Source organism: Paenibacillus sp. FSL H7-0442 (assembly GCF_038593105.1).
GTDB classification, from domain to species: Bacteria; Bacillota; Bacilli; order Paenibacillales; family Paenibacillaceae; genus Paenibacillus; species Paenibacillus polymyxa_D.
Window position 1 is genome coordinate 1,397,299 of record NZ_CP151963.1, and the last position, 26,723, is coordinate 1,424,021.

Annotated in this window: 23 protein-coding genes; 13 read left to right on the top strand and 10 right to left on the bottom strand. The window is 43.1% G+C overall.

The genetic code is table 11. The features are described 5' to 3' along the window. Window positions 1-227 precede the first annotated feature (227 nt). The gene (locus MHH57_RS06320) at window positions 228-566 is read right to left on the bottom strand and encodes a helix-turn-helix domain-containing protein (protein WP_307348518.1); all 339 of its coding nucleotides are present in this window, start codon (window positions 564-566) and stop codon (window positions 228-230) included. A gap of 209 nt (window positions 567-775) precedes the next feature. On the opposite strand from MHH57_RS06320, the gene MHH57_RS06325 reads away from it, so the two are divergent. Then, on the top strand, window positions 776-1,435 hold the full coding sequence (locus MHH57_RS06325) for a nitroreductase family protein (protein WP_342434959.1): 660 nt from the start codon (window positions 776-778) through the stop codon (window positions 1,433-1,435). Window positions 1,436-1,976: 541 nt separating this feature from the next. Here the strand turns inward: MHH57_RS06325 and MHH57_RS06330 are convergent. Beyond that, window positions 1,977-2,633 carry an alpha-amylase family glycosyl hydrolase gene (locus MHH57_RS06330; RefSeq protein WP_342434960.1) on the bottom strand — a complete coding sequence of 219 codons (657 nt, stop codon included), beginning with the start codon at window positions 2,631-2,633 and terminating at the stop codon, window positions 1,977-1,979. Window positions 2,634-3,275: 642 nt separating this feature from the next. Here MHH57_RS06330 and MHH57_RS06335 point away from each other — a divergent pair. The 4 genes from MHH57_RS06335 to MHH57_RS06350 all read left to right on the top strand — a co-directional run bounded on the left by MHH57_RS06335 (window position 3,276) and on the right by MHH57_RS06350 (window position 8,586). Then, window positions 3,276-3,506 (top strand): restriction endonuclease, encoded by a 231-nt coding sequence (locus MHH57_RS06335; RefSeq protein ID WP_080658594.1) that lies wholly within the window; start codon window positions 3,276-3,278, stop codon window positions 3,504-3,506. Window positions 3,507-3,972: 466 nt separating this feature from the next. After that, entirely contained in the window at window positions 3,973-5,100 is a 1,128-nt protein-coding gene (locus MHH57_RS06340) for a hypothetical protein (protein ID WP_029516308.1), read from the top strand. 1,174 nt (window positions 5,101-6,274) lie between these two features. Next, window positions 6,275-7,156, top strand: a complete 882-nt coding sequence (locus tag MHH57_RS06345) for an AraC family transcriptional regulator (protein ID WP_029516309.1) — start codon at window positions 6,275-6,277, stop codon at window positions 7,154-7,156. Window positions 7,157-7,257: 101 nt separating this feature from the next. After that, complete coding sequence (locus tag MHH57_RS06350) at window positions 7,258-8,586, top strand: prolyl oligopeptidase family serine peptidase (RefSeq protein ID WP_341071788.1); 1,329 nt, start codon at window positions 7,258-7,260, stop codon at window positions 8,584-8,586. Window positions 8,587-8,803: 217 nt separating this feature from the next. On the opposite strand, the gene MHH57_RS06355 is transcribed toward MHH57_RS06350, so the two are convergent. From MHH57_RS06355 to MHH57_RS06375, 5 genes are all read right to left on the bottom strand, one after another. Continuing rightward, window positions 8,804-10,306, bottom strand: a complete 1,503-nt coding sequence (locus MHH57_RS06355) for an oligosaccharide flippase family protein (protein WP_342434961.1) — start codon at window positions 10,304-10,306, stop codon at window positions 8,804-8,806. 75 nt (window positions 10,307-10,381) lie between these two features. Further along, window positions 10,382-11,503 carry an amidase domain-containing protein gene (locus tag MHH57_RS06360; protein WP_341039046.1) on the bottom strand — a complete coding sequence of 374 codons (1,122 nt, stop codon included), beginning with the start codon at window positions 11,501-11,503 and terminating at the stop codon, window positions 10,382-10,384. 25 nt (window positions 11,504-11,528) lie between these two features. Continuing rightward, a complete protein-coding gene (locus MHH57_RS06365; RefSeq protein WP_318626949.1) occupies window positions 11,529-12,197 on the bottom strand; it encodes a class F sortase in 669 nt (222 codons plus the stop codon). Window positions 12,198-12,249: 52 nt separating this feature from the next. After that, on the bottom strand, window positions 12,250-12,555 hold the full coding sequence (locus tag MHH57_RS06370) for a hypothetical protein (protein ID WP_318626948.1): 306 nt from the start codon (window positions 12,553-12,555) through the stop codon (window positions 12,250-12,252). A gap of 212 nt (window positions 12,556-12,767) precedes the next feature. Next, window positions 12,768-13,559: a polysaccharide deacetylase family protein gene (locus MHH57_RS06375; RefSeq protein ID WP_318626946.1), complete on the bottom strand. Its 792-nt coding sequence runs from the start codon at window positions 13,557-13,559 to the stop codon at window positions 12,768-12,770. Between the two features lie 371 nt (window positions 13,560-13,930). On the opposite strand from MHH57_RS06375, the gene MHH57_RS06380 reads away from it, so the two are divergent. Beyond that, window positions 13,931-14,305: a PH domain-containing protein gene (locus MHH57_RS06380; RefSeq protein WP_318626945.1), complete on the top strand. Its 375-nt coding sequence runs from the start codon at window positions 13,931-13,933 to the stop codon at window positions 14,303-14,305. 113 nt (window positions 14,306-14,418) lie between these two features. On the opposite strand, the gene MHH57_RS06385 is transcribed toward MHH57_RS06380, so the two are convergent. Beyond that, window positions 14,419-14,739, bottom strand: coding sequence for a hypothetical protein (locus tag MHH57_RS06385; protein WP_318626944.1), 321 nt, complete (start codon window positions 14,737-14,739; stop codon window positions 14,419-14,421). A 192-nt stretch (window positions 14,740-14,931) separates the two neighbouring features. On the opposite strand from MHH57_RS06385, the gene MHH57_RS06390 reads away from it, so the two are divergent. The 6 genes from MHH57_RS06390 (at window position 14,932) to MHH57_RS06415 (ending at window position 21,658) form a co-directional block, all read left to right on the top strand. Next, window positions 14,932-15,897 carry a sugar ABC transporter permease gene (locus MHH57_RS06390; protein ID WP_340931632.1) on the top strand — a complete coding sequence of 322 codons (966 nt, stop codon included), beginning with the start codon at window positions 14,932-14,934 and terminating at the stop codon, window positions 15,895-15,897. After that, the gene (locus MHH57_RS06395; protein ID WP_029516315.1) at window positions 15,894-16,715 is read left to right on the top strand and encodes a carbohydrate ABC transporter permease; all 822 of its coding nucleotides are present in this window, start codon (window positions 15,894-15,896) and stop codon (window positions 16,713-16,715) included. The genes MHH57_RS06390 and MHH57_RS06395 overlap by 4 nt, the downstream gene beginning before the upstream one ends. 124 nt (window positions 16,716-16,839) lie before the next feature. Further along, a complete protein-coding gene (locus MHH57_RS06400; protein ID WP_341071792.1) occupies window positions 16,840-18,204 on the top strand; it encodes an ABC transporter substrate-binding protein in 1,365 nt (454 codons plus the stop codon). 256 nt (window positions 18,205-18,460) lie between these two features. Next, the gene (locus tag MHH57_RS06405) at window positions 18,461-19,045 is read left to right on the top strand and encodes a TetR/AcrR family transcriptional regulator (RefSeq protein WP_029516317.1); all 585 of its coding nucleotides are present in this window, start codon (window positions 18,461-18,463) and stop codon (window positions 19,043-19,045) included. Window positions 19,046-19,068: 23 nt separating this feature from the next. Next, entirely contained in the window at window positions 19,069-20,433 is a 1,365-nt protein-coding gene (locus MHH57_RS06410) for an efflux RND transporter periplasmic adaptor subunit (protein WP_069011116.1), read from the top strand. A gap of 1 nt (window position 20,434) precedes the next feature. Beyond that, window positions 20,435-21,658, top strand: a complete 1,224-nt coding sequence (locus MHH57_RS06415; RefSeq protein WP_341071793.1) for an ABC transporter permease — start codon at window positions 20,435-20,437, stop codon at window positions 21,656-21,658. 97 nt (window positions 21,659-21,755) lie between these two features. Here the strand turns inward: MHH57_RS06415 and MHH57_RS06420 are convergent, their stop codons facing one another. After that, complete coding sequence (locus MHH57_RS06420; RefSeq protein WP_039269601.1) at window positions 21,756-24,353, bottom strand: glycine betaine ABC transporter substrate-binding protein; 2,598 nt, start codon at window positions 24,351-24,353, stop codon at window positions 21,756-21,758. Beyond that, complete coding sequence (locus tag MHH57_RS06425; RefSeq protein ID WP_029516322.1) at window positions 24,328-25,551, bottom strand: glycine betaine/L-proline ABC transporter ATP-binding protein; 1,224 nt, start codon at window positions 25,549-25,551, stop codon at window positions 24,328-24,330. Before MHH57_RS06425 ends, MHH57_RS06420 begins: the two co-directional genes overlap by 26 nt. 515 nt (window positions 25,552-26,066) lie before the next feature. Here MHH57_RS06425 and MHH57_RS06430 point away from each other — a divergent pair. Then, a complete protein-coding gene (locus MHH57_RS06430; protein WP_029516323.1) occupies window positions 26,067-26,630 on the top strand; it encodes a transcriptional regulator in 564 nt (187 codons plus the stop codon). Window positions 26,631-26,723: the final 93 nt, after the last annotated feature.

Here is a 26,723-nt window from a genome sequence, read left to right on the forward strand (position 1 = left end):
CCTGGGAACAGTACCTTCTTTGCGGCCTGTATATTATTGAATCCCATTCGATTGTAGCCTGTCTCGCGAAAACGTATAGTAGAAATAATGATTGTGCTAAACAGTGAACATTAGTTGAATGAAACGGTGACAGTCTAGGACTTTATTTTCTGGTCCCTAGCTGTTGCCGTTTCATTTTTAAGATCCAGTCTAAACTATTACTTTACCCAAGCGGGGTTTCGCCATCATCAACGCGCTTCCGATGTTCCTCCCCAGGTTTCACCCCATATGCGCATTTCCCGAAGTACAGGTATGTACGCCCTTCCTTTATCTGTTAGCGAATACTCAACAGTAACAGGTGAGGTAGGGAACACCTGGCGGTTGATGACTTCATGCCGCTCAAAATGACGCAGGACATCCGTTAAAGACTTGATGCTGACATTGTCTAAATATCTTCGCATCTGATTAAATCGCTGCGGACCCAGACTAAGTAAGGTGAGTACCAAAATAGCCCACTTTCCGCGAACAACCTCCAACGCCTCGCGAATGGAGATCAGACATTGTTCGTCCTCTTTGCTTATATCCACAAAATCATTCCTTACTATAGTATAGTTAGTCTAATTTATTGAGCTATATAAAAATAATGTGTCTACTTTAAAGTAGACACTTAATAATTTATAGTAACACTAAAGCTTATTTAACTGCAATGGTTGAATTTGTTTTGAAGGTCTACTACTAATTATTTAGAACATCTTGTGCCAACTTGGGGCAAGGTAATTATGGGGAGGAGAGAAGCATGTCCGTTGAACAATCGTCACAGAAGGTGGAGGCGCAGTTTTTCGATGTTATTCAAGATCGGAGATCTGTAAGGTACTATGATTCCGAAGTAAAGATCTCACGGGACGAAATGAAGGATATATTGCAGCTAGCTACACTGGCTCCTTCTGGCGCCAATCTCCAGCCGTGGAGGTTTCTCGTCATCGACTCGCAGGAGCTAAAACAAAAACTGCTTCCGATCGCCAACAGCCAGCAGCAAGTGATTGAGGCTTCAGCTGTCATTGCGATACTCGGAGATTTGGAAGGCTATAAATTGGCCGAGAAAGTTTACGGGATGGCGGTCGATGCGAGGTACATGCCTGAAGAGACAGCTAAATCATTCGTGGAGCGATACCAAAGACTGTTCGCGAGTATGCCTCCAGAAAATGTACTCCGAAAAGTATTTATTGATAGTGGACTGGTATCCATGCAGCTAATGCTTGTCGCCCGTGCAAAAGGCTATGATACGGTCCCGATGGGCGGCTTTGACCAAGTAAAATTTGTAGAAGAGTTTGATATTCCGGCGAGATACGCTCCAGTTATGCTTATCGCCATCGGTAAGGCGGTGAAGCCCGGACACCGGACGGTAAGATTACCGATTGAAGATGTCGCTTTCTTTAATGAATTGCCTAAGGATTGATATTAATCATTCATGTAATATAAAAGAAGCTAAAGGATATGAAATGCACCTCCAATTGTTAACCACTACTAACAATTGGAGGTGCATTTTTGAGTTTTTGCGGAGATCAAGAAACTTCGTAATGAGGTGGCACCTGATCCTTATTGATCATTAATGAGGATGTCCCTGGACATTTGCGCTGTGGGGCGGACCACTATTTCACTTACCCACGCCATTTGGTTGCTCAATTGCGAACGCAATAGCTTTAGCGATAGAGTAGGGGGATAACCCAATGTTCTGATAAGCTTCGAGTTTGGCTTTCATCTCTGAGTCCTTTATGGCGTCCAGGGAATCCAATTGTGTGGATCCAGGTGTGTTTGTGAATCCGGGTGAAACGATCGTTACTCGAAGCTTGTTGCTGGCATCTTGACGCAGGCCCTCTGAAATCGAACGGCAAGCTTTGTCCCCAGACTGGCCTTCGGCTCACTGAACAGTATGGTGTGGAAGACCTTTGAAAAATTTGATTACACTGTGTATAAATAAACCTTAGCTTCATATGGTCTCAATGTAATATTTTGAGTATCAACAAGTTCAGTTTCCTTTCCGACTTGTAGTTGGAAATCAGTAGTTTTCCAGATTGAGAAATAGAGCTTTCTTTTGGAAAAGGAATACTCGTAGGTTCACCAAAAAAGTTGAGAATTACCACCAGTCGTTCGTTACCCAATGCTCGCTGATAAGCAAAAACTTTCTCATGATTTTCTGCAACAATTGAGTAGTCACCATAAACAATAATGTCATGCTGCTTGCGGAGTTCAATTAGCCGACGATAATAATGAAAAATAGAATCTGGATCAGACAGCGAAGATTCTACATTAATTTGTTTGTAGTTAGGATTAACACCGATCCAGGGCTTACCAGTTGTAAATCCGGCCTGCGGTGAGTCATTCCATTGCATAGGAGTGCGGCTATTGTCGCGTCCTTTGATGTAGATAGAATTCATAATGGAGGCTTCATCTTGGCCTGCAGCCATGTATTCTTTATACATATTGAGGATTTCAATACCCTTGTATTCTTGGATTGTTTCAAAGCGCACATTTGTCATTCCGATTTCTTCGCCTTGGTAAATGTAGGATGTGCCTTGAAGCGTATGCAATAGGGTCGCCAGCATTTTGCCAGACTCTTTATGATAATTCTTATCGTCTCCAAAACGGGAAAGCATGCGAGGTTGATCATGATTATTCAGATACAGGCTATTCTAACCCTTTCCATTCAGTCGAGCTTAAAAAGAATGCTAATGAAAAAAAGTTCTGTTGGGTACACAAGCTGAGCACTTAGCAACGGTCGGTCTAGTAAGAGTTATCTCTGGATATACATATGCAAGAGTGATTCAGGCTACCGAAAATGAGAGAGGGAATCAGTGGTATACTTGGACCAGGACAAGATTGCTCAGTGGGCCAAAGGGGAGATTATGGGTCTTACGAAGATTATATGGTCCAAGGGTATTCGGACGGAACATTTAGACCGAAAGACCATATGAGTAGACAGGAAGGAGCCATGCTTTCTTTGAAAGAGAAAAAATAATGAAAGAAAATATCAAGCTCAGGCAAATACTGCCCGAGTCATTATCCTGAATCCATAAACCGTGCATAACCGTGTTAAAATTGATGTATAAGATGATCCTGATGGAAAAAAAACTCAGATCATTTTTACAGAAGAAGGAAAGCGAGAAGTTGAGTACACTTAACGCCTGGAAACAAGTGCAAGACAAGAAAACCAGCTAATGTTTGTCAAGGGGTACCACTAATATTTTAACGAAACTATACGCCAAGGACATGGCGTATTTTTCTATAAATTGAACGGTATGATCGTCTATAGGTTGAGTACTAAATTCCATATTGTTCAGGAAGTGCGGAGCGCCCGCGCACATTATAGAGCAAATGGTGCATGGGTTGTCACCAATAGCAACTTTACATCACAGGCCTATGAGTTGGCTAAATCCAATAGTGTCAGGCTAATCAGCCGGAATGAATTTGGTAGAGATGCTAGTACAAACGAAAGAAAAATGTTGTCCTCTAAGAAGACAAGTGCTTAATTCAATAACGATGCTGCCTATTGTAGAATTATTACCTTATAAAGAAAATGATTTTGAATATTATTGAAGTGATCCCACGCGAAATTGAGGATGATTCAACTGTTGAATGAAAGGGGGAATGATCCTTAGCGAATTGGCTCAAGTGCTATTATTTATAACATAATCTGAATTATTGCCTTAGTAACATACTGAAGAAATTTTACTAATAAGAGTCTAATAGAAAATGTAGGTTGTAACGAGAAAGATCAGCACTGATCTTTTTGTTTCGTTTGCTGTAGGGAGAAACTCTTTGTTGTAAAAGATCCTTATAGGTGATCCTCACAAATAACCGTGGGTAGTAGTACATAAGGTTTGTTGATTGTTTTCTTAGTTGAATTAGAATCGATTTGCTGCAATTCATGTTCCCATTGACTTATATACTCTAGAATAGAAATAAATCTTTTACTTTGAAGGGAGACCGAAACATATGAGGGGTTTGTACTATCATCCTAATCGGATCAAATATAATGGTTCACCAGTGTTAATAGACTCAGGAAAACACGATGCCATATCATTGTTTGTAAAGTTAATAGAACAAATGGCACCAGATGTACTGGAACAATTAGAACATGGCGTTTATGAAAGCTATACACAAGCTTTTCAATGGTATGCAAGTCAAAAGGAACTGACTCCCAATGAAGAGCCGTCAAATTGGAAACTAATAAAAGCAGCCCGCACAGATTACTTTCCTGAATATATGAAATTAAAAGAGAGTCTATACGGCTGGGCTACTAAGTACCACTTAACAGGAGATGGAGACTTGTACCTAAATTTGGCTCTATGGGGGATTGCTAACTATTATGATGACCGGAAAGAGGAATCAAGAAAAGAAAGACAGCTGAATATAAAAAAGCACGCTGAAGATCTTGAAGTCGGTCCGGAGGCTCTTCGCGCAATGTCAATTTACAAATGCTCTTGGCCGTATGAGGAACAGTTATCATTATCAGAGTATCTCTACTTTGAGGACGAACACGACGATATTGAATTAAGTAGAAGTGTCGGTAAACAAGAAAAAATATATCATTCATTTTTTTCGAGATATTTCCCTTTCGTGTTTTCCCCAGAAGATATATTCTGTTTGTCTGGAAACGATAAACCAAATATCCATGCTTTTGAAATGCTTAGAATGTTTGACGAAAGTAAGAGCAATATTATTGAAGCTAAAATCATGGATTCGTCTAAAACTAACTCACTTACACAACCATGGGAGGGCGGGAAGGGTTGGGATCCGCGGAAAGAAACCTGGAAAGAGTTCGAGAGACTCATAGACACATATTATGAACAATATAAAAATCTATATCGTGAACGAACAGAGCAATTCCTTCAAGAACGAGGATATGTAAAAGATAAAGAGAAGAGAAATTTAGAACATTTTAAATGGCTCGTAGATTATCAAATTAAAGGATGGACTCTAAAAGAAATTGCTGATCACTATAGTAAGGTTAGATCTGAGATAATCAACGAGGATACTATTTTCCATGGAATTAAAAATACAGCCAACTTGGTTCTTGTTCATCTAAGATCCTCAAAAAACAAACAAGACACTTGGATTTAACAATTTCAATGATGGCTGTCATTACCACCTAGTAATACAAAGAGGAATAATATATGAAAAAGAAATTATTCTTTGTATCAGCCTTATCTATTAGTTGTTGGGAGCTGTTGTGCTGTTGTCGTGCCGAGTGCGATCTTTGCAAGTGTAACTGATTCTGCCAATATATCCGCTACTGCGACCCAAGATGTTGGTACAACAAATAACTTCTCAAAAATCCAGAAACGTTTTTAATGACACATCCAACAAACAAGATCCAGTAACAAACTGAAGATCGTAAGAGGCGGAAAGGAGGAAGCAAAAGCGAATTATCAAAAATTCAAAAAACATGGCCTAATCGATGGTCTTAGCTGGTTGACTGGAGATAAAGCAGAATAGTCAAAATGGAACCATATGTATTAAGGTTAATTTATCACACTTCCAAAAACTTCAAAGTAGTAGAACCTGCCCTGGGATTTTCTGGGGCTCTTTTTGGTTGTCCTTCCTTACAAAAGCTGCCTCCTTTAAATTTGGACCTTTGCATTTTTTCATGTTTAGGATACCCGGTATCATTTTTTACAATAAGATCAGAGAATGGATCTGGTCGATACTATGAGCTGAAGAAGAACCTATGAAGTATGTGTTTATGGAAAACATCCATTTTTGTTACATAACAAAATCAATTTAGAACATAATATGCTTGCACAAAAATAATCCTTAGAGGTGATTTAATGAACAATTCAGAAAAACAATTTCAGATAAAATCCTATTCTAGCACAGAATCTCAGAGGGTATTAGAATATTGGACGCTAGAAAGAATAACATGAATGAATATAGGCAAATGAAATTTTCTGAACAGGGAACAAACCATGTTATAAAATAAGAGTTAAGTTCAGAAACGTTTATCGGCGAGAATCAATCCAGTTTTTTCACTTCATTACGCTCTAAAATGAAAGCGTTGACATGTATTTCAACCCACTATATACTTAGCTTAATTAAATGAATAGCACTAGGATTGTTACTGTTACGCAGGCAAAACCTAAGGAACAAAATGTTAAGATCCAAGGATCTTATGTATTTTGTTATACTTAGGTTTTTTTGTTTATAGAGAGAGGGAGGTTAAATACAAGTGGTTTCGGCACTCTGCTGAAGCCATTTTCTTCTATTTATGAGGTCACATCTGAGAGGAGCGATAAACTTGGAATACAAATATGAGCTGGTCCAGGCAGATAATCATTTTCCGTTAAAAATTATAGTTCATTCCTCCAATGAACCAGCATACATACCTGGGCATTGGCACGATAGCATCGAAATATCCTATGTACTTTCAGGAAGAATTGACCATATCTATATTGATGGTGCGAGCTATAGCTCCAAAGAAGGAGATATTGTGCTCATTAATTCGAATGCTATTCATTCCTTTTCTGTGGCTAAGGGAAAAGGAAGAGAGGCCATAACCGTTCTGATTCCTTCTGAATTTATTAGAGCAAATGTCAACGGCAGTAACCCCATTTCATTTGACTGTATATCCATTTTCGAAACTAACGAGCAGAGATTACAGCATTTTGCGGAGCTGCGTGATTTGCTAAACACCTTATTTGTGGCTTATCTCAATCAGCATAATGACTCTTTAGCACATATCCATTTAACATCGCTATCTTATAAACTGGTGTATCTGTTATTAATGCATTTTAAAATGGACAATGAATCTATCCCCGGCTTTAACTCTGATAAATATTTGGAGCGGCTGACGCTGATAACCAATTATATCAAAGAGAATTACGATCAAAGCTTATCCCTGGATTCCATAGCCCAGGTTTTTGGACTATCTCCCGAATATTTGTCCCGTTTTTTTGTGAAGCATGTAGGGATGACTCTATTTCAATATATCAATGCCATCCGTCTGGAGAGATCTTATCGTGTTCTTATGAATACGGATCATTCCATCATACAAATTGCGTTGGAGCACGGTTTTCCGAACGAGAAGTCTTTTGCCAGGGTATTTAAGAAGGTTTTCCAGGCAACACCGCATCAATATCGAAAAGAGAACAAGAGGTATTCTGGAGCAAGGAGTCAGTAATTGACCTGAATTAGGCTAATAAAAGACAGGATGCAAATGAAAAAGATTATTAAAATAAATAATGTAAGCGTTCTATTAATGGATCTGGGAGGTAAGACATCATGTTTAAACGGTTTCAAAAGGCTGCTATGACAACTATGTTACTCACTTTAGCTATCGGTACGACTCTTGTTTTCAGCTCCGGTGCATGGGCCAAGGATGTAAAGATACAGCCCACCTCATACCGGACGGTTGCGGAAGTTAAGGATTGGGGAGCAGCCATTACGAAGATCATTGTTAACCTGGGTAAGCCAGTCCCTAAAGATGCGATAACTAAGGATACATTTAAGGTGCATGTGGGAAGAAGCGACAATCGGTTGGTAAATCCCTTTATTGAAAATGGAAACCGGAAAGTCACCAAGGCCTATGTATCGGACAAAAGTGGCAATCCTGTAAATAAAACCGGAAGCTATGTTGTATTGGAAATGGAAATCGGTCCGACATTAACACTAAGCTCCGCTATTCATTATGATGCGGCAGGCTCCGGGTTTAATGCATGGAATGATAACAAATACACGATCACGCAGCAAAAAGCTATTAAAACCAAATCCGGAACGATTTCCGATTTGAAGATTGATACTTCCGCAGGACAGATACGGAAGTTGGTTGATCAATTTGCGACCGGTAAATCTACTTTTGATGGAGTTACTTTAACCTACGCAGACTATGCACCGGCAAAAGACAAAGTGAAAAACCCTTTGGTGATCTGGCTGCATGGTATGGGTGAGGGAGGTACCGATCCAACGATTCCGATTGCCGGAAATAAAGCAGCAAATTTTGCCTCTAAGGATATCCAATCCTATTTTGGCGGGGCTTATGTGCTGGCACCTCAGACCCCAACCTACTGGATGGATGGCTTTACAAGCTTTGGGGACGGAACCTCCAAGTATGAGCAAGCATTGATGTCCTTAATTAAGGATTACGTGGCCCAAAACAAAGACATTGATACAGATCGAATCTACATTGGTGGAGACTCCAACGGTGGTTACATGACTATGCTGATGATCCGTGACTATAAAGATTATTTTGCAGCAGCTGTGGTTGCATGTGAAGCCTTGAAGGATAGTTTTATAACCGATGAACAGATTAACGAAATGAAGGACCTGCCGATCTGGTTTGTGGCTGCCAAAACCGACACCGTGGTTCCGCCCAACGATTATACGGTTCCGACTTACAACCGTTTAGTGAATGCTGGAGCAAAGGATGTTCATATGTCGTTATTTGATAACGTAGTGGATACCTCTGGTTTGTACAAGAAGAGCGACCAAACACCGTATGAATACAACGGCCATTGGTCTTGGATTTACGTATATAACAACGAAGTATTGAAGGTGATTAACGGAAAGAAAACAACGATGATGCAATGGCTTGCCTCCAAAACATTGGACTGAAAGATAGCATGAACCAAAGCGTTGAGCTTGGACGTAGCAGTAATAGTAAATACAACTTCGCTTAACGCACATACATTTCCCAGACGAAAACTCAAGGAATCAGTATGACAGACTGTACTTGAGCAGCTCGGCAAAAGAATGATACACATAGCTAAATGCTAACATTCAAATAGAAAAGGGCTTCCCATAAGTTTGATAAACTTATGAGAAGCCTTTCCTACTCTTTGAAAACGCTTTTTAATCGAACCTTTAAATACAAAGCACACCAGAAGCAGTAATGGATTACCTCCACAATTATATGAGCCGTCTCTGGCCATTCCAATGAGGATAACGTCTTGGAACACAACATGCCCACTATAAGAATGGCTTCAAAAACTAAAATATCTACTAGCAGCATAATGGCTATACGGGATTTGGCACGTTGAAAGAGTTGAAGGACTTTGAAATTCCAACCTGTTGCGGTCAACTCCAGCGTTATGATTCCCAGGGACATGCCGGTATACCCGAAATCGGGAATGGCAACCAAGGAGTAAAGAATGATGAAATTGGCAAGTACACCTGTGCAAAGGCCGATAAAGGGAGTTTTCTTCCGATTTTGTGCCCATAAGACGCTAGTTGTGATTTCCCGCCATCCAACGAGTAATGGTAGCATAGCCAACGATTTAATAGGAATTTCGGCATTTTGTATATCAAAAACAAGTAGGGAGATATCTGGGGCATATTTAAAAATGAAAAAACCTGAGGCTAATCCCCAGACCCACGCTACCTCAATAGCGGCATAGCCTTTTTTATAGAATGAGTTGTACTTCTTATTTTGCCAGTCTGCTGTTATTTTCATAGTGAGCGTATGGGTTAACGCGCCTGTAATCACAGTAGGCATATAAGCGACGACAAGGGCGATGCCAGTAACAATACCGAACATCTCCGCTGCCTCTTTAGAAGAAACCCCGGCAACTTGTAACCGTTGGGGAATAATGATCGCATCCATAAAATCAGACGCAGGTATGAGCAAACGTGTAAGCGCAATAGCAAAGGAAGCTTGTACTACTAAAGGTAAATCTGTTCGAATTGATGGAGGGGATAAAGCTACAGAAGGGCGGTTATACATAAAAAAAGCAATAAGCACAGCAAAGGATAACAACGCGCCTGTAAAAGTTCCAAGTACCGCTCCACCAACAGCAAACTCGATGCCGGATTGGATAAATAATGGCACTAGCAACATCAAAGTACCGATCCGGGCAGTTTGCTCTATGATTTCCGAAATGGCGATCGCAGTGTACTTTTCAAGACCTTGCAAATATCCACGCAGCAGACTTAACAAGGGAACGGTCAGTATAGCTGGGGCTAGGCATCGAATCACAAAATTGATCTGCGGATAGCCGAGTAATTTAGCAAGGGGCGTTGAAAACCAATAGGTCAATAAACTGCATGCCAATCCCGTTAGAATTATGGGTATTGAAAAAATTTTGAACAACCGCCAGCCTTTTGCCGTATGTTTAGCTGTAAACATAGCCAACGCTGTTGGCAATCCCCCGGAAATAATCATCAATACTAAGCTGTAGAAGGAATAGACTAACTGGTAGAGGCCCATTCCTTCAGCTCCAACTAGCCGTATCATAAATACTTTTCCGATTAGACCTATGGCTTTCACGACGATCATCGCATTAGCTCTCACCATAGTTTGTTTTAATAAAAGAGGTAATTTCAAATCGTTTTTCACCCCATTAGAAGCTGTCCATTCTATTTCTATGACAGTATTCTTTGGGATATGAGCAAGTGTTGCGATTCAAGATGCTTAATCTTGTATATGAATCAATAAATACTTGGTGCTTCTATCCCATCCCAAGTCGAAGGGAACCCTGAAACGGTCTGCCGTATGAGAGTTAACTAAAGGATAACCACCCCCATCGAATCCGACAACAACGGAGAAGTGGTCTACATCTCCTTTTAATACGTAAGCAATCAAATCACCTGGTAGCAACTGTGGTCTGTATTGATGCTGCTGACCATTGACCGCGCGGACAACATCTGAGAAGCTCCCTTGTCCTATAATCCTCCCATAGCCGGAGCGTATCAGAAAATTTTTAAAAGCGTCCGTTTGAACCCAGGCTTGGCTTCCGCCGTTACCATACGAGTAATGCCACCCAGATTTCATAGGCAGTCCTCCACCTTCCTCCTTGTCTCCGATAACTTGGGAGGAGAAGTTGGTACAGTCGCCCCCTTTGGAGTTATAATCCAGGTATTTTGGGTTATATCGCTGACGATTTCCTGCTCCCCATGTTATTCCAGCATACTTGTTAGCATAGTCAATGGCTCGGGCTCTATTGTAATTATGGATAACCTTCTCTGATGGAACCGAGTCTTTATGAGGAATAAAACTTGAATCAAGCGGTTCAATTTTTTTTGGATTTTCTTCCAATGGATCTGAATACCATTCACGTTCCAAATACCAACGGCTATCTTTTTTTCTAAGTGTAATGCCATGACGTGTTCCAATTCCAAAATCATGCTGACCGGAGTAGCTGTCGATATACTCATAACTCAATTTTAAGGACTGAACAAGTGACACCTTTGCCGTATCGTCTAACACTTCTATACGGGATATCCGAATGGAGCTTTCTGCATTCACGAATTTCATTTTTCGATGCTTGGCCCATTCCTGAATATATTCTGCTCTGTTCATTTCATGAAGGTATGCGTAGTTGCTTCGATTGTGCTTTACTAAATAATAGTCCTCAATATGCTTTTTATCCTGATCCATCAACAACCGGGTGCGATCATTAAACAGCTCTTGAAGAAAAGGAATAACGTCATCTTGTTTTGCTGGCTCTGCTTGTACACGAAATGAAGAGAAGCTGTAAGCGGGGATCATTATTAAGATCATGCACAGCAATTGCAATTTAGCGGTCTTAAGCACATTATTCATTCTCCTTGAAAATGTTTTAATTGTTTTTGGAATTGCCCTTATCCTGAGTAAGTTTCTCACAGGCTGAATTCATGTGTGCTAATTTGGTGTAAACTACTAGCCTTCCCTCGTGTTCTTTTCTGCTTCGGCTATAGCGACCTGCACATGTAATCAAGTTCAAACGATGCTCTTCTGTAGGACCAAAAATTTTCTGAATCGGTGCTTCGGAAGTTAAGTAAAATTTTACAGACTCGACAGCAAACTGAATCTTACAGCCGCCACCGCCAGTCACATACACGAAATCCCCCTTTTTTAGTTTTTTAAGAGGATAAAAAACAGCTGGGCCCGTGTATGTATCTACATGTCCATCCATAATTGCATTACCTGCTGCCCCTGGCAATATACCGGTAGATAAATAACCTACTCGATTTGTGTTGCTTGGAACGCCCATCTGACCATTTTCTAAGAATGTAACCGGTTCTATAATTGAATGAATACGAACCTCAGGAATATCGAGCATATATGGAACGATTCCTTGAAAAGGTTTATTTTTAACCTGTAAGGGCTTCGCTATTTTAACTTGTTGAATTTCAGATTTGGCCGGGGCGTAGGTAGAGTTATGATGATGTTCAACAGAGGATGAACAGCTCGTACTTCCCAGCAAAATTAAGAATACTCCTATACGAATGATCCATGTATTGTTCATATGAAGAAAGAGAGAGGGTTAAATAAAGCTAACCCTCTCCTTTTAACCCTCCCTAATTCATTTGCTCGCTCGCGCCACCGAATCCGGTTTTTGGTAATTTTGTTGCCTTTGCTTTCAAACTTTTCGCATGAATACTTTTTTCTCCTATGATTTTGGCAGGAGCAGCTTCACGCGCATGTAGCTTGTGTATTTTCTCATGCTTGCTCTTGGCATGCATCTTGTGTTCATGTTTTGCATGAACCTTATGTTGATGCATTTTTTGCTCGTGTTTTTCTGTTGCGGGTGCAGCCGCAGAAACCATCGATCCTGCTGACAGAAATACAGCAAGGGACGCTACAGTCAATATTGCTTTTTTCATTGTAATTGCCTCCTTTAAATAGTTGTAATTGTAATTCGTAAGTATAGTTGCCGTAAAAAGAACGTATTGTGTAACCAAGAATTTCATATAAAAGGACTATATTACAAATACCTATCTCTTCAACTATTGAACTTAATTAGTCCTTTGGGTGTCACATATAGTAATTAGACTCCGTCGGCGAGTAACTGGCGGAGTCTTTTTGTTTCTATCTACTATTTATTCACTTCAATCAGTCCTTCGGGCGTCTTACGATTGGCAAGCAGCTCAGACACAGTGACGAAGGTAAACCCCCTTTTTTTTAGTTCGGGCAAAATGATTTTCAGGGCTTCGACGGTTTGTGTACTTTTATATACATAATCGTGCATAAGGACGATGTCGCCGTTACGGACATTGCGAAGGACCTTATTAGCGATACGATGTACACCGGGTTTTCGCCAATCTAAGGTATCCTGATGCCAGGACCATAAAATAATTTTGAGACCTTTCTCCTTGGAGAGCTTGACCAGCGAATCGGTATAGGAGCCGCCGGGTGGCCTAAAAAGATGGGTCCCCGCACCAGTTGCCTGTACGATGCTCGCCTGAGCTTGATCCAATTCGGACAGAGCTTTGTTGCGAGAAATATACTGAAAGGATGAGTGAAGGAAGGTATGGTTGCCAACTTCATGCCCTTCTTCTCGTTCCCGCTTGACAAGGTGAGGCAGCTTTTCTACACGACTGCCGACGACAAAAAAGGTCGCTTTAGCATCGTATTCTTTAAGCAAATCCAAAATGGCAGGCGTATTGCTTCCATCCGGTCCGTCGTCGAATGTGAGGGCAATCAACTTGCGATGGGTAGGAACTTCCCATACAATGTCGCCGCGTTCTTCATAATAGGCTCTTCCCTTTGTAGGAGTAGGGGAGGTGTAAGATGCGGCTTGTGCAGTATTTGTATAGGTTGTGGGGCACAAGCTGGCACAAAACAAGGAAACAGCGATACTTGCAGATAGTAATCGGTCATATTTCATCAGGCTTCTTCTCCGTTCTAACGTATTCTCACATTAGCTTGCCAAGAAGAAGCGTATATCATTCTTCGGTTCTGAAATTCATCAATTCCAATCACTTAAAATTGGATCTAATTGTTTCTTCAATAAGACGCAGATTACAGAGTTATGCTTAAAAAGAGTGATAGCTTGCTTGTTGATAACATCCTGTACCCATGTTAAGTTGTACATATCCATCCTTGGTTTCAATGTGCAGTTGAGGTAGGTCATTGTCCAGTTCGTGAGAGTCTTAATCTGACGAAAAATGAAGAGGTCGACGGGACAAGCCGCAAAAGCTGATCTGAGGTCAAGGAGTTGCGACTCGTTCCTGAACTTCCAACAGGAGATGAGACGGGATGCAAACAAAAGAAAAAGAGCTGCGAGCTATTAGTCTGACGTTAGAAGCGGGCGAACACATTCGATCATATATGGGGTGTACGTATGATTTGCAGCAGAGCTCCCAAAGGATATCGCTTCATGGAATGCTGGCTGTGACGTCCGAACGAATCATTTTTTATTCCTGTACTATGGGTACTCCTTGGGTCAAGTTCATTAATTATCACCATATTTCACTGGCTAAGCTGGATGAGGATTTGTCGGGTACTAGGGGAAACATCACGCTAATCAATCAGGGTGTGAACGAGGTGTTCACCCATCTGCCGAGTGGAGAGGGTATAGAGGGATTTGTAGCTGTACTAGAGCAAGAAGCAGGTATCTCTTGTGAGAACTAATGATTATGGAAAACAAATAACTAAAACCTCCAACTTCGTAATATGCCAAGGGTGGCTACTTATCGAATTTGGAGGTTTTTTTGTCTTTTAGTTAGAGAGAGATGGAACGAGCGCTAGCTCAACAGGGTTATAACCAATAAATTATATAACACAAGCGGCAAAATGACATTGTTGTAGGCATAGGAGCGATTCGGAGTCGTGGTGCCTGGGAAGGGTGAGTGATATTGCTGAGGAACTCTCAGATACAAATGATCCGCATCGATGTGCACAATCGTTCCTTCATATACTTGATGATCCATCGTTTGTACCCTAACCGTATGATTCATGTAGGGGCTTAATTGATAATGCAAATGATCGCGGATCTTTTTGAGTTCGGTCTGTAATTCCGGTCTAGCTTGATATAAAGTTTGCGGACTGACGGTGTTGTACGGCATTCGCCTCTAACCTCCATACCATGTAATGATGCATCATATGCAGAAGTCTATGTCCTTGTGCTCATACCTATAGAGAGTTGCTTTTACAAAAAGGAAAAACATTAACATTTTACTCCAGCCCACTTGACGTTCCCTTTACATCGAAACGATACACTTACTGAGGTTGGTTTGAAAAGAAAGGGGCGCTCCGTTTTGGGTGAGCTTAACAAATCTATGGGACTGGGGACGAGGAGTCAGCAACAGACTTCGTCTAAAGCCCGCATACGCACGGGTTCGCTAAAAATTCAAAGACTGCGCGAAAACGCGCTGGCGTATACCTTTTTGGCTCCATCGCTTATTTTGTTTGCTGTATTTATGTTTTATCCGATGATCAAGTCCGTTTATCTCAGCTTGCATTCTACAGATCCCGCAGGAAACGTTGCAGCATATGTAGGATTAGATAATTTCACTACACTTTTCAGCTCGGGACTGTTTCTGCAAGGGATTAAGGTGACACTCCTGTTTGCACTGTTAACCGTACCAGTAGGTATTTTATTGGCGCTGGTACTGGCTGCACTTACACACAGTAAATTGCGGGGAATGCGTATCTTCCAGTTTGCCTTTTCGCTGCCGATGGTGTTGTCGGTCGGTTCATCTGCGGTCATTTGGAAATTTCTTTTTCATCCGACACTGGGGATGCTCAACTATGTGCTTTCCCTCCTACATATCAATCCGGTTCCGTGGCTGACCAGCCCGGATTGGGCGCTGTTCTCAGTAGCCATAATGACCATCTGGATGAATCTTGGCTTCAATTACATTATCTTATCGAGCGGACTTCAAGGGATTCCAGATGACATGTATGAGAGTGCCAAAATGGACGGGGCTGGACCGCTCGTCACGTTCTGGCGTATCTCCATGCCACTGTTATCACCGACGATCTTTTTTGTGACCGTAGTTTCCATCATTGGAGCCTTCCAGTCTTTTGCTCAAATTAACATTTTGACCAAAGGCGGTCCGGTGAACAGTACGAATGTATTTGTGTATTCCATCTATCAGGAAGCTTTCGTTAATTTCCGGTTCGGAACGGGGAGCGCGCAGGCCATTGTCTTGTTTGCTGTCATTCTGCTGCTCACGATGATTCAGTTCAAATGGGTGGAAAGAAAGGTGCATTACCAATGAAACGACACCTGAATTCTACATTGCTATATGTGCTGCTTACGATTGCAGCTGCTCTCATTTTGTATCCGGTTATATATACGTTTTTTATGGCAGTCATGTCTCCCGAGGAAGCGAGCGCTTACCCACCAAGCTTTTTCCCGCATTCTTTTCATATGGCCAATTTTACTGAAGTGTTTGAAATCGTTCCGATTGCAGCCTTTATTGGAAATACATTTCTCATTTCGGGTCTTACAATGATTGGGCAACTGATTACAGCGAGCTTGGCGGCCTATGCCTTTGCCAAAATGGAATTCAAGGGAAAAAACTTCATTTTCAGCATGTTTGTTGCGACAATGATGATCCCTTGGGAAGTGACCATTATTCCAAACTACCTGACGGTACGGAGCTGGAATTGGCTTGATACATATCAAGGGTTGACGGTTCCTTTTCTGGCGACGGCATTCGGGACATTCCTGTTAAGGCAATTTTTTCTCCAGCTTCCCAAGGAACTGTTCGAGGCGGCTCGTATGGATGGGTGCGGACATATCCGTTACTTTCTGTTCCATGTGCTTCCGTTATCGCGCCCTGCGCTCGGAACACTGGCTGTGTATTCGTTCCTGAATATGTACAATTCGTACCTCTGGCCTTTACTAATCACCAATAGCGAGAATATGCGCACGGTACAGATCGGTATATCCATGCTCGAATTTCAGGAATCGACTTCATGGAATCTGGTATTTGCGGGTACGGCTCTTGTCATTTTACCGTCTCTGCTCCTGCTGATCTTTGGACTAAAACAGTTGGTTCGTGGAATGGCGGCGGGTGCACTTAAAGGCTGACCACATATGTCAAAAGAAAGCAACACCTGCGCAAGCAGCCCATATACAGAGCTTCAACACACAAGAATATCGCAAGAGAATGCCAATTCAAGAATCATTTAATCAAAGGGAGAGAAGAGAGATTATGAGATTTTTTTGTCTGAAAAGTGCATTGACCCTGCTTATTCTGACTGCCATGGTGGTTGCAGCAGGTTGTAGCAATAATACTGCTGCAGAGAAGCCGAGTAATGGTAGTGATGGAGCAGCAGCGGCTTCCCCAGTGAAGCTGACTTGGTGGCATTCGATGTCCGGTAACGGTGAAAAAGCAATCAAGCAGATCGCCGCTGATTTTAACGCCAGTCATAAGGACATTCAGGTAGAGCCGGTATATCAAGGCAAATATGATGACAGCTTGAACAAGCTGAAAGCGTCGCTTGGTTCCGACAGCGGACCGGACATCATTCAGGTATATGAAATCGGTAGTAAATTCATGATCGACTCCAAAATGATCACACCCGTACAACAATTTATTGATGCAGACAAGTTCGATCTGTCACAGCTAGAGCCGAATATTACACGATACTATACGATTGATGGTAAACTGAACGCGATGCCGTTCAATACGTCAAACCCGATTTTATATTACAACAAGGATGCATTCAAAGCCGCAGGAATTGATCCAGCTAATCCTCCGAAAACGTATGATGAGTTCGAAAAGGCTGCTAAAGCCTTGAGCAAGGATGGTAAATCCGGTGCTTCCATTGCCATCTACGGCTGGTTTATGGAACAACTGTTTGCCAATCAGAACGCAGATTATGTGAATAATGGCAATGGTCGTGATCAAGCGGCAACGGAATCCATGCTGAATTCGGATGCAGGTGTAAAAACCCTAACGTGGTGGAAGAAAATGATCGATGAAAAGGTTGTATCCAATCTGGGACGTAACTCGGACGATACGGCAAAGGCTTTTTCCGCAGGACAAATTGCAATGACGCTGGATTCCACCGCTTCGCTGCGTAATATTGTGGAGCAGGTTGGCGATAAATTTGAAGTAGGCACAGGATTCCTGCCAAGAGCCAATGAAGCTAAAGAAGGCGGCGTGGTTGTAGGCGGCGCAAGCTTGTACATCATGAACAACAAGCCCGAAGCCCAGCAGAAGGCAGCATGGGAGTTCATTAAATTCGTCGCTTCCCCAGCTGTACAGGCACAATGGAGTGTGAATACCGGGTACTTCCCGATCACGAAAGCGGCCTATGACGAAAAGGTACTTAAAGACAATATGGTAAAATATCCGCAATTCCAGACGGCGGTTGACCAATTGCATGCATCGGCACAATCCACCGCTACACAGGGCGCAGTGATGGGCGTATTCCCAGAAGCGCGTCAAATCGTCGAAGGTGCAATCGAGGCTGTGCTGAGTGGCCAGCAACAGCCCAAACAGGCATTGGATCAAGCTACCCAAGAAATCACAGGCAAAATTGCGCAATATAATCAAACCGTGAAAAAATAGTCGGCCTTCCCTTAAAATCAGATGATAATCCGTAGAATGCGCCTCCTTATCATCCGATTTTATGACATAGCGGATCGAATGAGTGACCCCCTCACTTATTCGATCCGTTTTTGCATTTTCACTTTTAGAATAAGCGTTTAGACGAATTGTCTAAAATGAAATATTTTCATTTTTCCTATTGCTGGATAACTAAAAATGGGCTTATAATAAATACATAATTTTTGTACTGGACGGTCAGTTCAAAAAAGGAGGAAGCATGAAACAACAGACAAAGGAAATTATTTTTAACGGCGCACTCAAAGCTTTTTCTGAACGAGGATTTAATGAAACAAATATGGAGGAAATTGCCAAAGTTTGTGGCATAGCCAAAGGAACCCTGTATTACAATTTTAAAAACAAGCAAGAATTGTACATTTACATTTTGAAGATGGGGATGGAGCGTTTTGTCCGGGATATCCATGAAGCAATGGCTCATACGCCTAAAGATCAGGTGGAGCTTAGGATTCGAAAGCTAATCCAAGTACATATTGAGTTTATTGTGAGAGAACCGGACTTTTGCCGTCTATTGGTCAGTAAGGGCTGGGTTTCGCAAGAGCAGCATTTTAATATTAGGCAGGTGCTGGCTGACTATTTTGATTTTATGGAGGCAGAGATCGATTCCGGCAAGTTTCATGGGAAAATTTCAAGTAAGCTGGATGCCAAAACAACAGCCAATTGCTTATTTGGGATTTACATTTTTGCACCAATGAGGTCAATGGTTTGGGGCGAAACGATGAATCTGCAAGAGGCTCGTGAAAGCATTGAAGTTTTTGTGTGTAATGCATTGGGCATGCAACATTAATATACAGATGGAGTGATGAAAACATGAAAGCTAAAAAATATACGATTTATGTCGTACTTATTATTTTAATCGCGGTTGGGATATATGCCTTAACTGCTCTTCCACGGGGTGGAAGCAGCTTGTCTGCGGATCAGTCTTCTTCCATTCCTACGGCTTATGTGGAGTCGGATACCCTCAATGCCAGCTTTAAAATGGCAGGACGGATTGACCAGATGCTCGTCAAAGAAGGCGATCAGGTGAAAAAAGGGCAGGTGTTAGCCCATCTGGAAAGTCGCGAGTTGGAAGATAAGGTGAAGCAGGCACAGGCGGCATTGCTGGCAGCCAAGAGTAATGTATCCAAAGCAAAAGCTGGAGTGTTGCAGGCTCAAGCAGGCGTAGGCCAGGCACAGGCTACTGTGAGTGCTGCTCAGGCCAAGAAAAGCCAAGGCACGACATCGGTCAGTGTGACCGCAGAGGCTTCCTCCAGCCAGATTGAACAGGCCAAAGCGGCTGCGAACGCTGCCAAGGCAAAACTGGATGCCCTCAAGAGCGGGGCAAGACCACAGGAGCTTGAGCAATTGCAAGTATCTGTGAAGGTAGCCAAGGAAACGCTGGACCTGACCGTTAAAAATCTGGAGCGTGCCAAAAAGCTTCAAGAAGCCGGTGCAGCAACCCAGGCATCTTTGGATCAAGCGACATTGGAACATCAACAGGCAGTGGCCAAGTATAATGCAGAGTCGCAAAAATTGGATATGGCACGGGAGGGAAGCCGCAAGGAGGAAATTACGGCGGCTGAAGCTCAATACCGCCAAGCCTTGGCTGCGGTGAAGGAAGCACAGGCAGGAGCGGGCAAAGTTGCTCTGCAACAGGAAGATGTCAAAGCTGCTCAGGCTTCGGTAGAACAAGCGCAATCTGCGGTGAAGGCGGCGCAATCCACAGTTGAGCAGGCTCAATCTGCGGTTGCAGGTGCCAATGCTCAGGTAGCCCAAGCGGAAGCCGCACTTCAAGAGGCTCAGACCTATTTGAGCTATACTACGCTGCGTGCGTCCGAGGATGGAATCGTAAAATCCAAGTCGCTTAGCTTAGGTGAAATGGCTAGCGCAGGGTTCCCGGTCTATACCATTGAAACTTTGACACAACGTTGGGCTAAATTCTATGTACCTGAAACGTCTCTGAATGGCCTTCAAGCAGGGGATACTGTCCAAATTAAATTGCTGTCTGGCGGTAAGGAGCTGAAGGGTAAAGTCATTCTGTTAGAATCGGCTGCTGACTTTGCCATTCAAAAACCGAGCCAAAGCTCCGGTGACAAGGATGTCCGTTCCTTCGGTGTTAAAGTAGCATTGCCGGACCTTGCTGCTTCGGTTCCAACAGGCTCCACGGTCCTGTTTACAGGCAAAGGGGCGCAGTAATATGCAGGATTCACAGGAAAGACTTCGTATCCGCGATGTGTTTCGCGAGGAATGGCTGAGCATCTTCCGGGACCGCCGCTTTATGGCTATTCTGCTGATTACGCCGATTGTGTATACGATACTATTCGGCTTCCTGTATTCACATCAGCGGATTACCGAGATGCCTGTCACCGTGTACGACGGAGATAATTCGCAGCTCAGTCGCCAGATCATTCAGGCGTTTGATTCGACCGATTCATTTTCCGTTACACGGCAAGCAAACAATCAGGATGATGTAGTCCGTCAAGTAGAGGCTGGAGAAGCTAAGGTCGGAATCGTCATTCCCGACAACTTTACCACTCGGCTTAAGCATGGGGAGAATCCACCCGTGCTCACGCTGATTGACGGCAGTAATATGATGTATTCCAATAGTGCCAGTCGGATTGCGAATCAGGTTATTAGTAGCGTGAGTGCCGGAGTATCAGTCAATTCCATGAAACAAAAGGGAATGAACGCCGATCAGGCCGCGTCGACGCTGACTACCATCCCGTTCCGATCCAGAGTGCTATTTAACCCAGTATATGATTATAAGCTTTTCATGCCGTTGGGGGTTATTTCTGCGGCTCTCCAGCAGTGTTTGCTGCTAGGTATTGCGTTGTCTTGCACGCGTGATAAGGAAGCAGGGACTTGGGGAAGATTTGGCGCATGGAGAAATACCCCTTGGCGTTTGGCTATTGCCAAACTGGCACCGTATTATGCAGCGGGAGCTTTCAATGTGCTGACTGTATTCAGTATCAGCGCTTTATGCTTCGATATTCCGTTCAGGGGACAGGTACTGCCGTTGATTTTAGTGTCGCTGGTTTTTAACTTTGCCTTGTGCGGATTAGGCTTCCTGTTCAGTCTCTTTTCCAAAACCAGAGTAGATGCGACCCAAACTCTGATGCTGATTGCTGTTCCTTCCTTTATGCTGTCAGGCTATACATGGCCATTAGAGGCAATGCCCGGCTTCTTGCGGGGGCTTGCTGAGATATTGCCACTGACGTATTACCTGGATGCTGTACGGAACATCACGCTCAAAGGACTGGATATCACATACATTTTCAAAGATATGATTGCTCTAGGCGTCATTGGTTGTGTAAGTCTGCTGGTGTCTTTCGCGATCTATCCGTTATTCTTTAGACAGCACCAGACGACAGAGCAGCATGCCGAAGTGTCCGCTCAAGAAGGATTCACGCTAAAAGGCTGAGAGCAACTCTAAATATTGGATATCACAAAAAGGCAGATCAGGAGTAAACCCTGATCTGCCTTTTGCTTGTTCGTATGGTTTAAAAGCAGAAAAAATATTATTGCGGCGGCTGAAGATCCTCGATAGAATCAATCGGCACATAGGATGGAACGACAAGCCCGGACATAACGCCAGTCATGCTGGTTCCGATGTCATCCACCTTATCCTTGTATTGAGCCCAATAATCAGCATGCGTCAATGGAAGCCAAGCGGCTGCGGTAGCATCTACACTTCCGCCAGCTACGCCAGTCCACATCGGGCCGATTTCCACTTGCAGAGCTGTTACTTTATAGCCCAATTTTTGTTCCAATACATATTTCAATACGTTCGTACTGGCAATTTCAGAATCCCAAGCAGCGTAGCTTAGCTTCAAAGGATCGCCGTTGACGGGCTGCAGACCCTTGATCCATTCCTGAACCTTGTCAGGATGTTTATCAGCCCAATTCTTGGCAGCCTGCTGTGGGGCAGTACCGTCCTGAATCGCGATCATCACTTCACCCATATCTTCAGCAGTCCACTTAAATCGGCTTAGAAATTCATAAGCCACAGGAGCATCCTGCTTCAAACCTTTGCGGGCGATTGTATGAATTTCTTCCTTATCACCGTACGCTTTTTTAGGATCTTTCAAGTATTTCAAATCATATTTGTTAAACATCCAGTGAGGTGTCCAACCTGTTACGACGATAGGCTGCTTGGCTTTGATAGCTTTATCCAGTGTAGCAGTCATAGCAGCTCCAGAGCTTTCAAGCAGCTTCCAGTCGGATAAGCCATAGTCATTCATAGCTTTAGCGGTCAGCTTCATTAGTCCGGCGCCAGGGTCGGTACCGACAATGCGGTAGCCGACCTCTTTGCCAAAGTCCCCAGTTGTGGCGGAAGCCGGAGCCGCTTCGGCTCCGTTATCCTGCAAATCAGTAATCGATTTAACATCCATGTAAGCTGGAACGACCAATCCGGTTTTAACACCGCTCATATTAGCCCCAAGATCGTCGAGCTTATCCTTGTATTTAGCCCAGTAATCCGCATGTGTTAGCGGCAGCCATGCAGCCGGTGAAGCATCTACATCACCACTAGCGACACCCGTCCACATAGGACCTGCTTCCACTTGCAGTGCGGTTACTTTGTAACCCAGTTTGTTCTCCAAAATATAACTTAGCAAATTCGTGCTGGCAATTTCAGAATCCCAAGCCACATAACTTAGCTTGAAGGTGTCACCATTGACAGGTTGCAGTCCTTGAGTCCATTCCTGAACCTTGTCGGCATGTTTCTCCGCCCAATCCTTGGCAGCTTGCTCAGGACTGGTTCCGGCTTGAATGGCGACCATCATTTCACCCATATCTTCTGGTGTCCATTTGAAACGTTTTAGAAACTCATAAGCGATAGGAGCATCCTGCTGCAAGCCTTTACGGGCAATCGTATGAATCCCCTCGGCTTCACCATAAGACTTCTTAGGGTCTTCCAAATATTTGAGATCATACTTGTTGAACATCCAGTGAGGAGTCCAACCTGTAATAATGATCGGTTTTTTCGCTTTAATGGCTTTGTCCAGTGTGGCCGTCATAGCTGCACCGGAACCTTCAACCAGCTTCCAATCAGACAAATTGTAGTCTTGAATTGCTTTGGCAGTCGATTTCATAATGCCTGCCCCGGCATCAATACCGATAATTTTGTAACCGACTTCTTCGCCAACCGGGTTGGCAGCAGCGTTACCTTTGCCAGATGCGGAATGATCTGTACCCACAAAATATTGGGATGCACCAGCGATCAAAATGACAGCTGTAACTGCAGAAGTAATCCATACTTTTTGCTTGCTGGATACGCGGCTTTTGCCTTTTTGCGTAGGTTTAAACAGGTTTTGCGTAAAACGGTCAAGCACAATAGCCAGAACGACAACAGCTAAGCCGGCTTCAAAACCTTTACCTATTTGCAGCTGTGTCACAGCACGGTACACAACAGCACCGATGCCTTCCGCACCGATCATGGAAGCAATGACAACCATAGACAGTGACAGCATAATCGTCTGGTTAATACCAGCCATTAAGGTAGGCAATGCAAGTGGAAGCTGAACTTTGAACAGCTTTTGCGCAGATGTTGAACCAAAAGCGTCTGATGCTTCGATCAGCTCACCTGATACTTGCATAATTCCCAAGTTGGTCATGCGAATGGTTGGGGGGATAGCAAAGATAACAGATGCGATAACACCCGGCACAACACCCAGGCTGAAAAAGGTAACCGCTGGGAGTAAGTACACGAACGCAGGCATCGTCTGCATAAAATCAAGTAAAGGCGTGATAATGCGTGATGCCGATTTACTGTATGCACACCAGATCCCGATGGGAATCCCGATAACAATGGATACGAGCGCAGACGTGATGACCAGTCCGAGCGTATTCATTGTTTCACTCCAATAACCAAGATTATCAATCAGCAGGAAGCCGATGACAGTAAATAGCGTAAGCTGAACCCGCCCGATCATAAAGGCGATAATCCCGATGATCACGATGAACACCAGAGGGTGTGGAAGCATGAACAGGCCTGAGAAAAAGCCTACTACAGCTTCTATAATGGAAGAAATAACATTAAACAATCCAGCCAGATGAATACCCATCCAGTCGACAATGGCTTGAATCCACTCAGCGATTGGCAGTTTCGGTATCATGGGCATTCACCTCCTTCGTAGTAGTAACATCTCCACCAAGTGCGCCGAGCAATGCTCCGCGGACGATAACGCCTAGCAGCTTCTGCTTATCATCGACCACAGCTAGCGGCACTTTGGACGAGCTTGTAATTTCAAACAAATCATTAATGACAGTTTCGGCAGCAACCTGCGGTCCGTCCGTGATCAAAATATCTTCAATCTTCAAATTATTGCGCAGTGCATGAACAGCATCCTCGGCGTTAATAACACCCAGTAGCTTTTTGGTGCGGTCAATGACGAACAAATTGGAAATCCCACGCTCTCGCATCAATTCCAGAGCCACACGCGGACCACGATCCATGGTGATGGTTTCTGGACGAAGCATGACATGAGCAGCCGTCAATACCTTGGACAGATCCACATCCTCGACGAAGCGGGCTACGTAAGAGTTAGCCGGTTGGATCATAATTTCTTCCGGTGTACCGATTTGTACGACCGCACCGTCTCGCATCAATGCAATCCGGTCACCAATCCGCAACGCTTCATCCAGATCATGGGTGATAAACACAATGGTTTTCTTCATTTTATCCTGAAGCTCCAACAGCTCATCCTGCATGTCACGGCGAATGAGCGGGTCCAATGCACTGAACGCTTCATCCATCAGGAGCACTTCAGGGTCATTAGCCAGCGCCCGTGCCAGACCGACACGCTGCTGCATACCGCCACTCAATTCATCGGGCATTTTATCGCCCCAGTTTTTAAGACCAACCAGTTCCAGCGCTTGTTGCGCTTTTTCCTGACGCTGTGCTTTTTCTACCTTTTGAATTTCAAGACCATATTCTACATTTTCTAATACAGTCCGATGTGGGAACAGAGCGAATTTTTGAAAAACCATGCTGATGGTTTTACGACGAACTTCGCGAAGTTGTTCTTTGTTCATCTTACGGAGATCTTTGCCGTGGACCAGAATTTCACCGGAGGTAGGCTCAATCAAGCGATTTAGCATTCGCACCAAAGTGGACTTGCCACTGCCCGATAGCCCCATAATTACGAAAATTTCACCTTGCTTAATTTCCATGTTGGCCTTATTGACACCAACAGTAATCTGTTTTTCTTTGGCCAACTTTTCCTTGCCCCAGCCTTGCTCCAGGAGCGGAACACCTTGCTCTGCGTGAGGACCAAAGAGTTTGCTGACATTTTTGACTTCCAAAATCGTCATACATACACCTCTTCTTTCTATACTTTGCTTGGTATTAACCCCATGTTGCATTAAGGATTGAGTATAAAAATCATAATTCTGAACATCCTGAACGGTTAATGACAAAATTAATTGTAACAGAAGCATTGCTTACATTTCAAACAAAAAAACTGTTCATAAAGTACGTACAGAAAAAACTGTACAAAGTTTCCTTAGATATGCTCCTTCGTTCTATAGAATGCTCAAACATTCGGAACTTTACAACCGATAGTGCTTTTTTTAAAATAGACAATGAAATATAACCATAAGAAAAAGATTTATGTATATCCATAATTTAAAAAGTTTACTATCATTAGCAATTTTGCGAATTATGATTTTGAACGACCCATGCTGTTGTAATATAGACAGAAGCTTTGCTTTTGAAACATTTCATTTATTGTTGAAAGATTTCATATATTGCGTCAAAGCTAATCTTTTACGGGTAAATCGTTCATACTAGGTTGTGCAAAATGCTCTAAAATTAGGAGGTTGCAAGCATGAGCTTGTACCAGTTAGGTGATGAGCAGCAGGCTTCGCTGCAAAAAATTCGCAAACGTGTCATAGAAGCTATAGGTAAAAACATGGACCTGTATGGGATTACTTTGTCTGCGGGGCATTTATACGGTTTGCTTTTTTTTGCGGATAAACCAATGACGCTGGACGAGATGGGCCGTGAAATGGAAATGAGCAAAACGAGCATGAGTACAGGAGTTCGCACATTATTGGATCTGAAAATGGTAAATAAGGTATGGAGCAAAGGCTCACGCAAGGATTTGTATGAAGTTGAATATGACTGGCATCAAACATTTACTGACTTCTTCGCTATTAAATGGAGAAAAGCGGTAGAAACAAATTTACTGGTACTGCGCAAAGCCATTGATGAGCTGGACAAATTGATGAATCAGGGTGAAGAGTACGAGGAATTTAAGGCGATTCTTCAGCAAGATCGTTTGAAGATGAAGCAGGCCGTCGCTTATTACAAGTGGCTAGACCGACTAATTGACTCTATGGAAAGCGAAGAAATTTACAAGCTGATTCCAAAAGAAGAAGTTCGGGATTAATCGCTATTTCCCTATCTTGTTTATAAAAATGCCGGAGCGCAAAAGTGCTTCCGGTATTTTTTGGTTTGGCCGTGTGCAAAGGGTATAATAGAG

What these genes read in the sequence shown, in the direction of transcription:
- MHH57_RS06350 (WP_341071788.1), top strand. Translation starts at nt 7,258, where the DNA reads ATGTTTAAACGGTTTCAAAAGGCTGCTATGACAACTATGTTACTCACT.
- MHH57_RS06325 (WP_342434959.1), top strand. Translation starts at nt 776, where the DNA reads ATGTCCGTTGAACAATCGTCACAGAAGGTGGAGGCGCAGTTTTTCGAT.
- MHH57_RS06380 (WP_318626945.1), top strand. Translation starts at nt 13,931, where the DNA reads ATGCAAACAAAAGAAAAAGAGCTGCGAGCTATTAGTCTGACGTTAGAA.
- MHH57_RS06400 (WP_341071792.1), top strand. Translation starts at nt 16,840, where the DNA reads ATGAGATTTTTTTGTCTGAAAAGTGCATTGACCCTGCTTATTCTGACT.
- MHH57_RS06420 (WP_039269601.1), bottom strand. Translation starts at nt 24,353, where the DNA reads ATGATACCGAAACTGCCAATCGCTGAGTGGATTCAAGCCATTGTCGAC.
- MHH57_RS06430 (WP_029516323.1), top strand. Translation starts at nt 26,067, where the DNA reads ATGAGCTTGTACCAGTTAGGTGATGAGCAGCAGGCTTCGCTGCAAAAA.
- MHH57_RS06415 (WP_341071793.1), top strand. Translation starts at nt 20,435, where the DNA reads ATGCAGGATTCACAGGAAAGACTTCGTATCCGCGATGTGTTTCGCGAG.
- MHH57_RS06410 (WP_069011116.1), top strand. Translation starts at nt 19,069, where the DNA reads ATGAAAGCTAAAAAATATACGATTTATGTCGTACTTATTATTTTAATC.
- MHH57_RS06405 (WP_029516317.1), top strand. Translation starts at nt 18,461, where the DNA reads ATGAAACAACAGACAAAGGAAATTATTTTTAACGGCGCACTCAAAGCT.
- MHH57_RS06425 (WP_029516322.1), bottom strand. Translation starts at nt 25,551, where the DNA reads ATGACGATTTTGGAAGTCAAAAATGTCAGCAAACTCTTTGGTCCTCAC.
- MHH57_RS06330 (WP_342434960.1), bottom strand. Translation starts at nt 2,633, where the DNA reads ATGCTTTCCCGTTTTGGAGACGATAAGAATTATCATAAAGAGTCTGGC.
- MHH57_RS06365 (WP_318626949.1), bottom strand. Translation starts at nt 12,197, where the DNA reads ATGAACAATACATGGATCATTCGTATAGGAGTATTCTTAATTTTGCTG.
- MHH57_RS06335 (WP_080658594.1), top strand. Translation starts at nt 3,276, where the DNA reads ATGATCGTCTATAGGTTGAGTACTAAATTCCATATTGTTCAGGAAGTG.
- MHH57_RS06375 (WP_318626946.1), bottom strand. Translation starts at nt 13,559, where the DNA reads ATGAAATATGACCGATTACTATCTGCAAGTATCGCTGTTTCCTTGTTT.
- MHH57_RS06340 (WP_029516308.1), top strand. Translation starts at nt 3,973, where the DNA reads ATGAGGGGTTTGTACTATCATCCTAATCGGATCAAATATAATGGTTCA.
- MHH57_RS06385 (WP_318626944.1), bottom strand. Translation starts at nt 14,739, where the DNA reads ATGCCGTACAACACCGTCAGTCCGCAAACTTTATATCAAGCTAGACCG.
- MHH57_RS06370 (WP_318626948.1), bottom strand. Translation starts at nt 12,555, where the DNA reads ATGAAAAAAGCAATATTGACTGTAGCGTCCCTTGCTGTATTTCTGTCA.
- MHH57_RS06395 (WP_029516315.1), top strand. Translation starts at nt 15,894, where the DNA reads ATGAAACGACACCTGAATTCTACATTGCTATATGTGCTGCTTACGATT.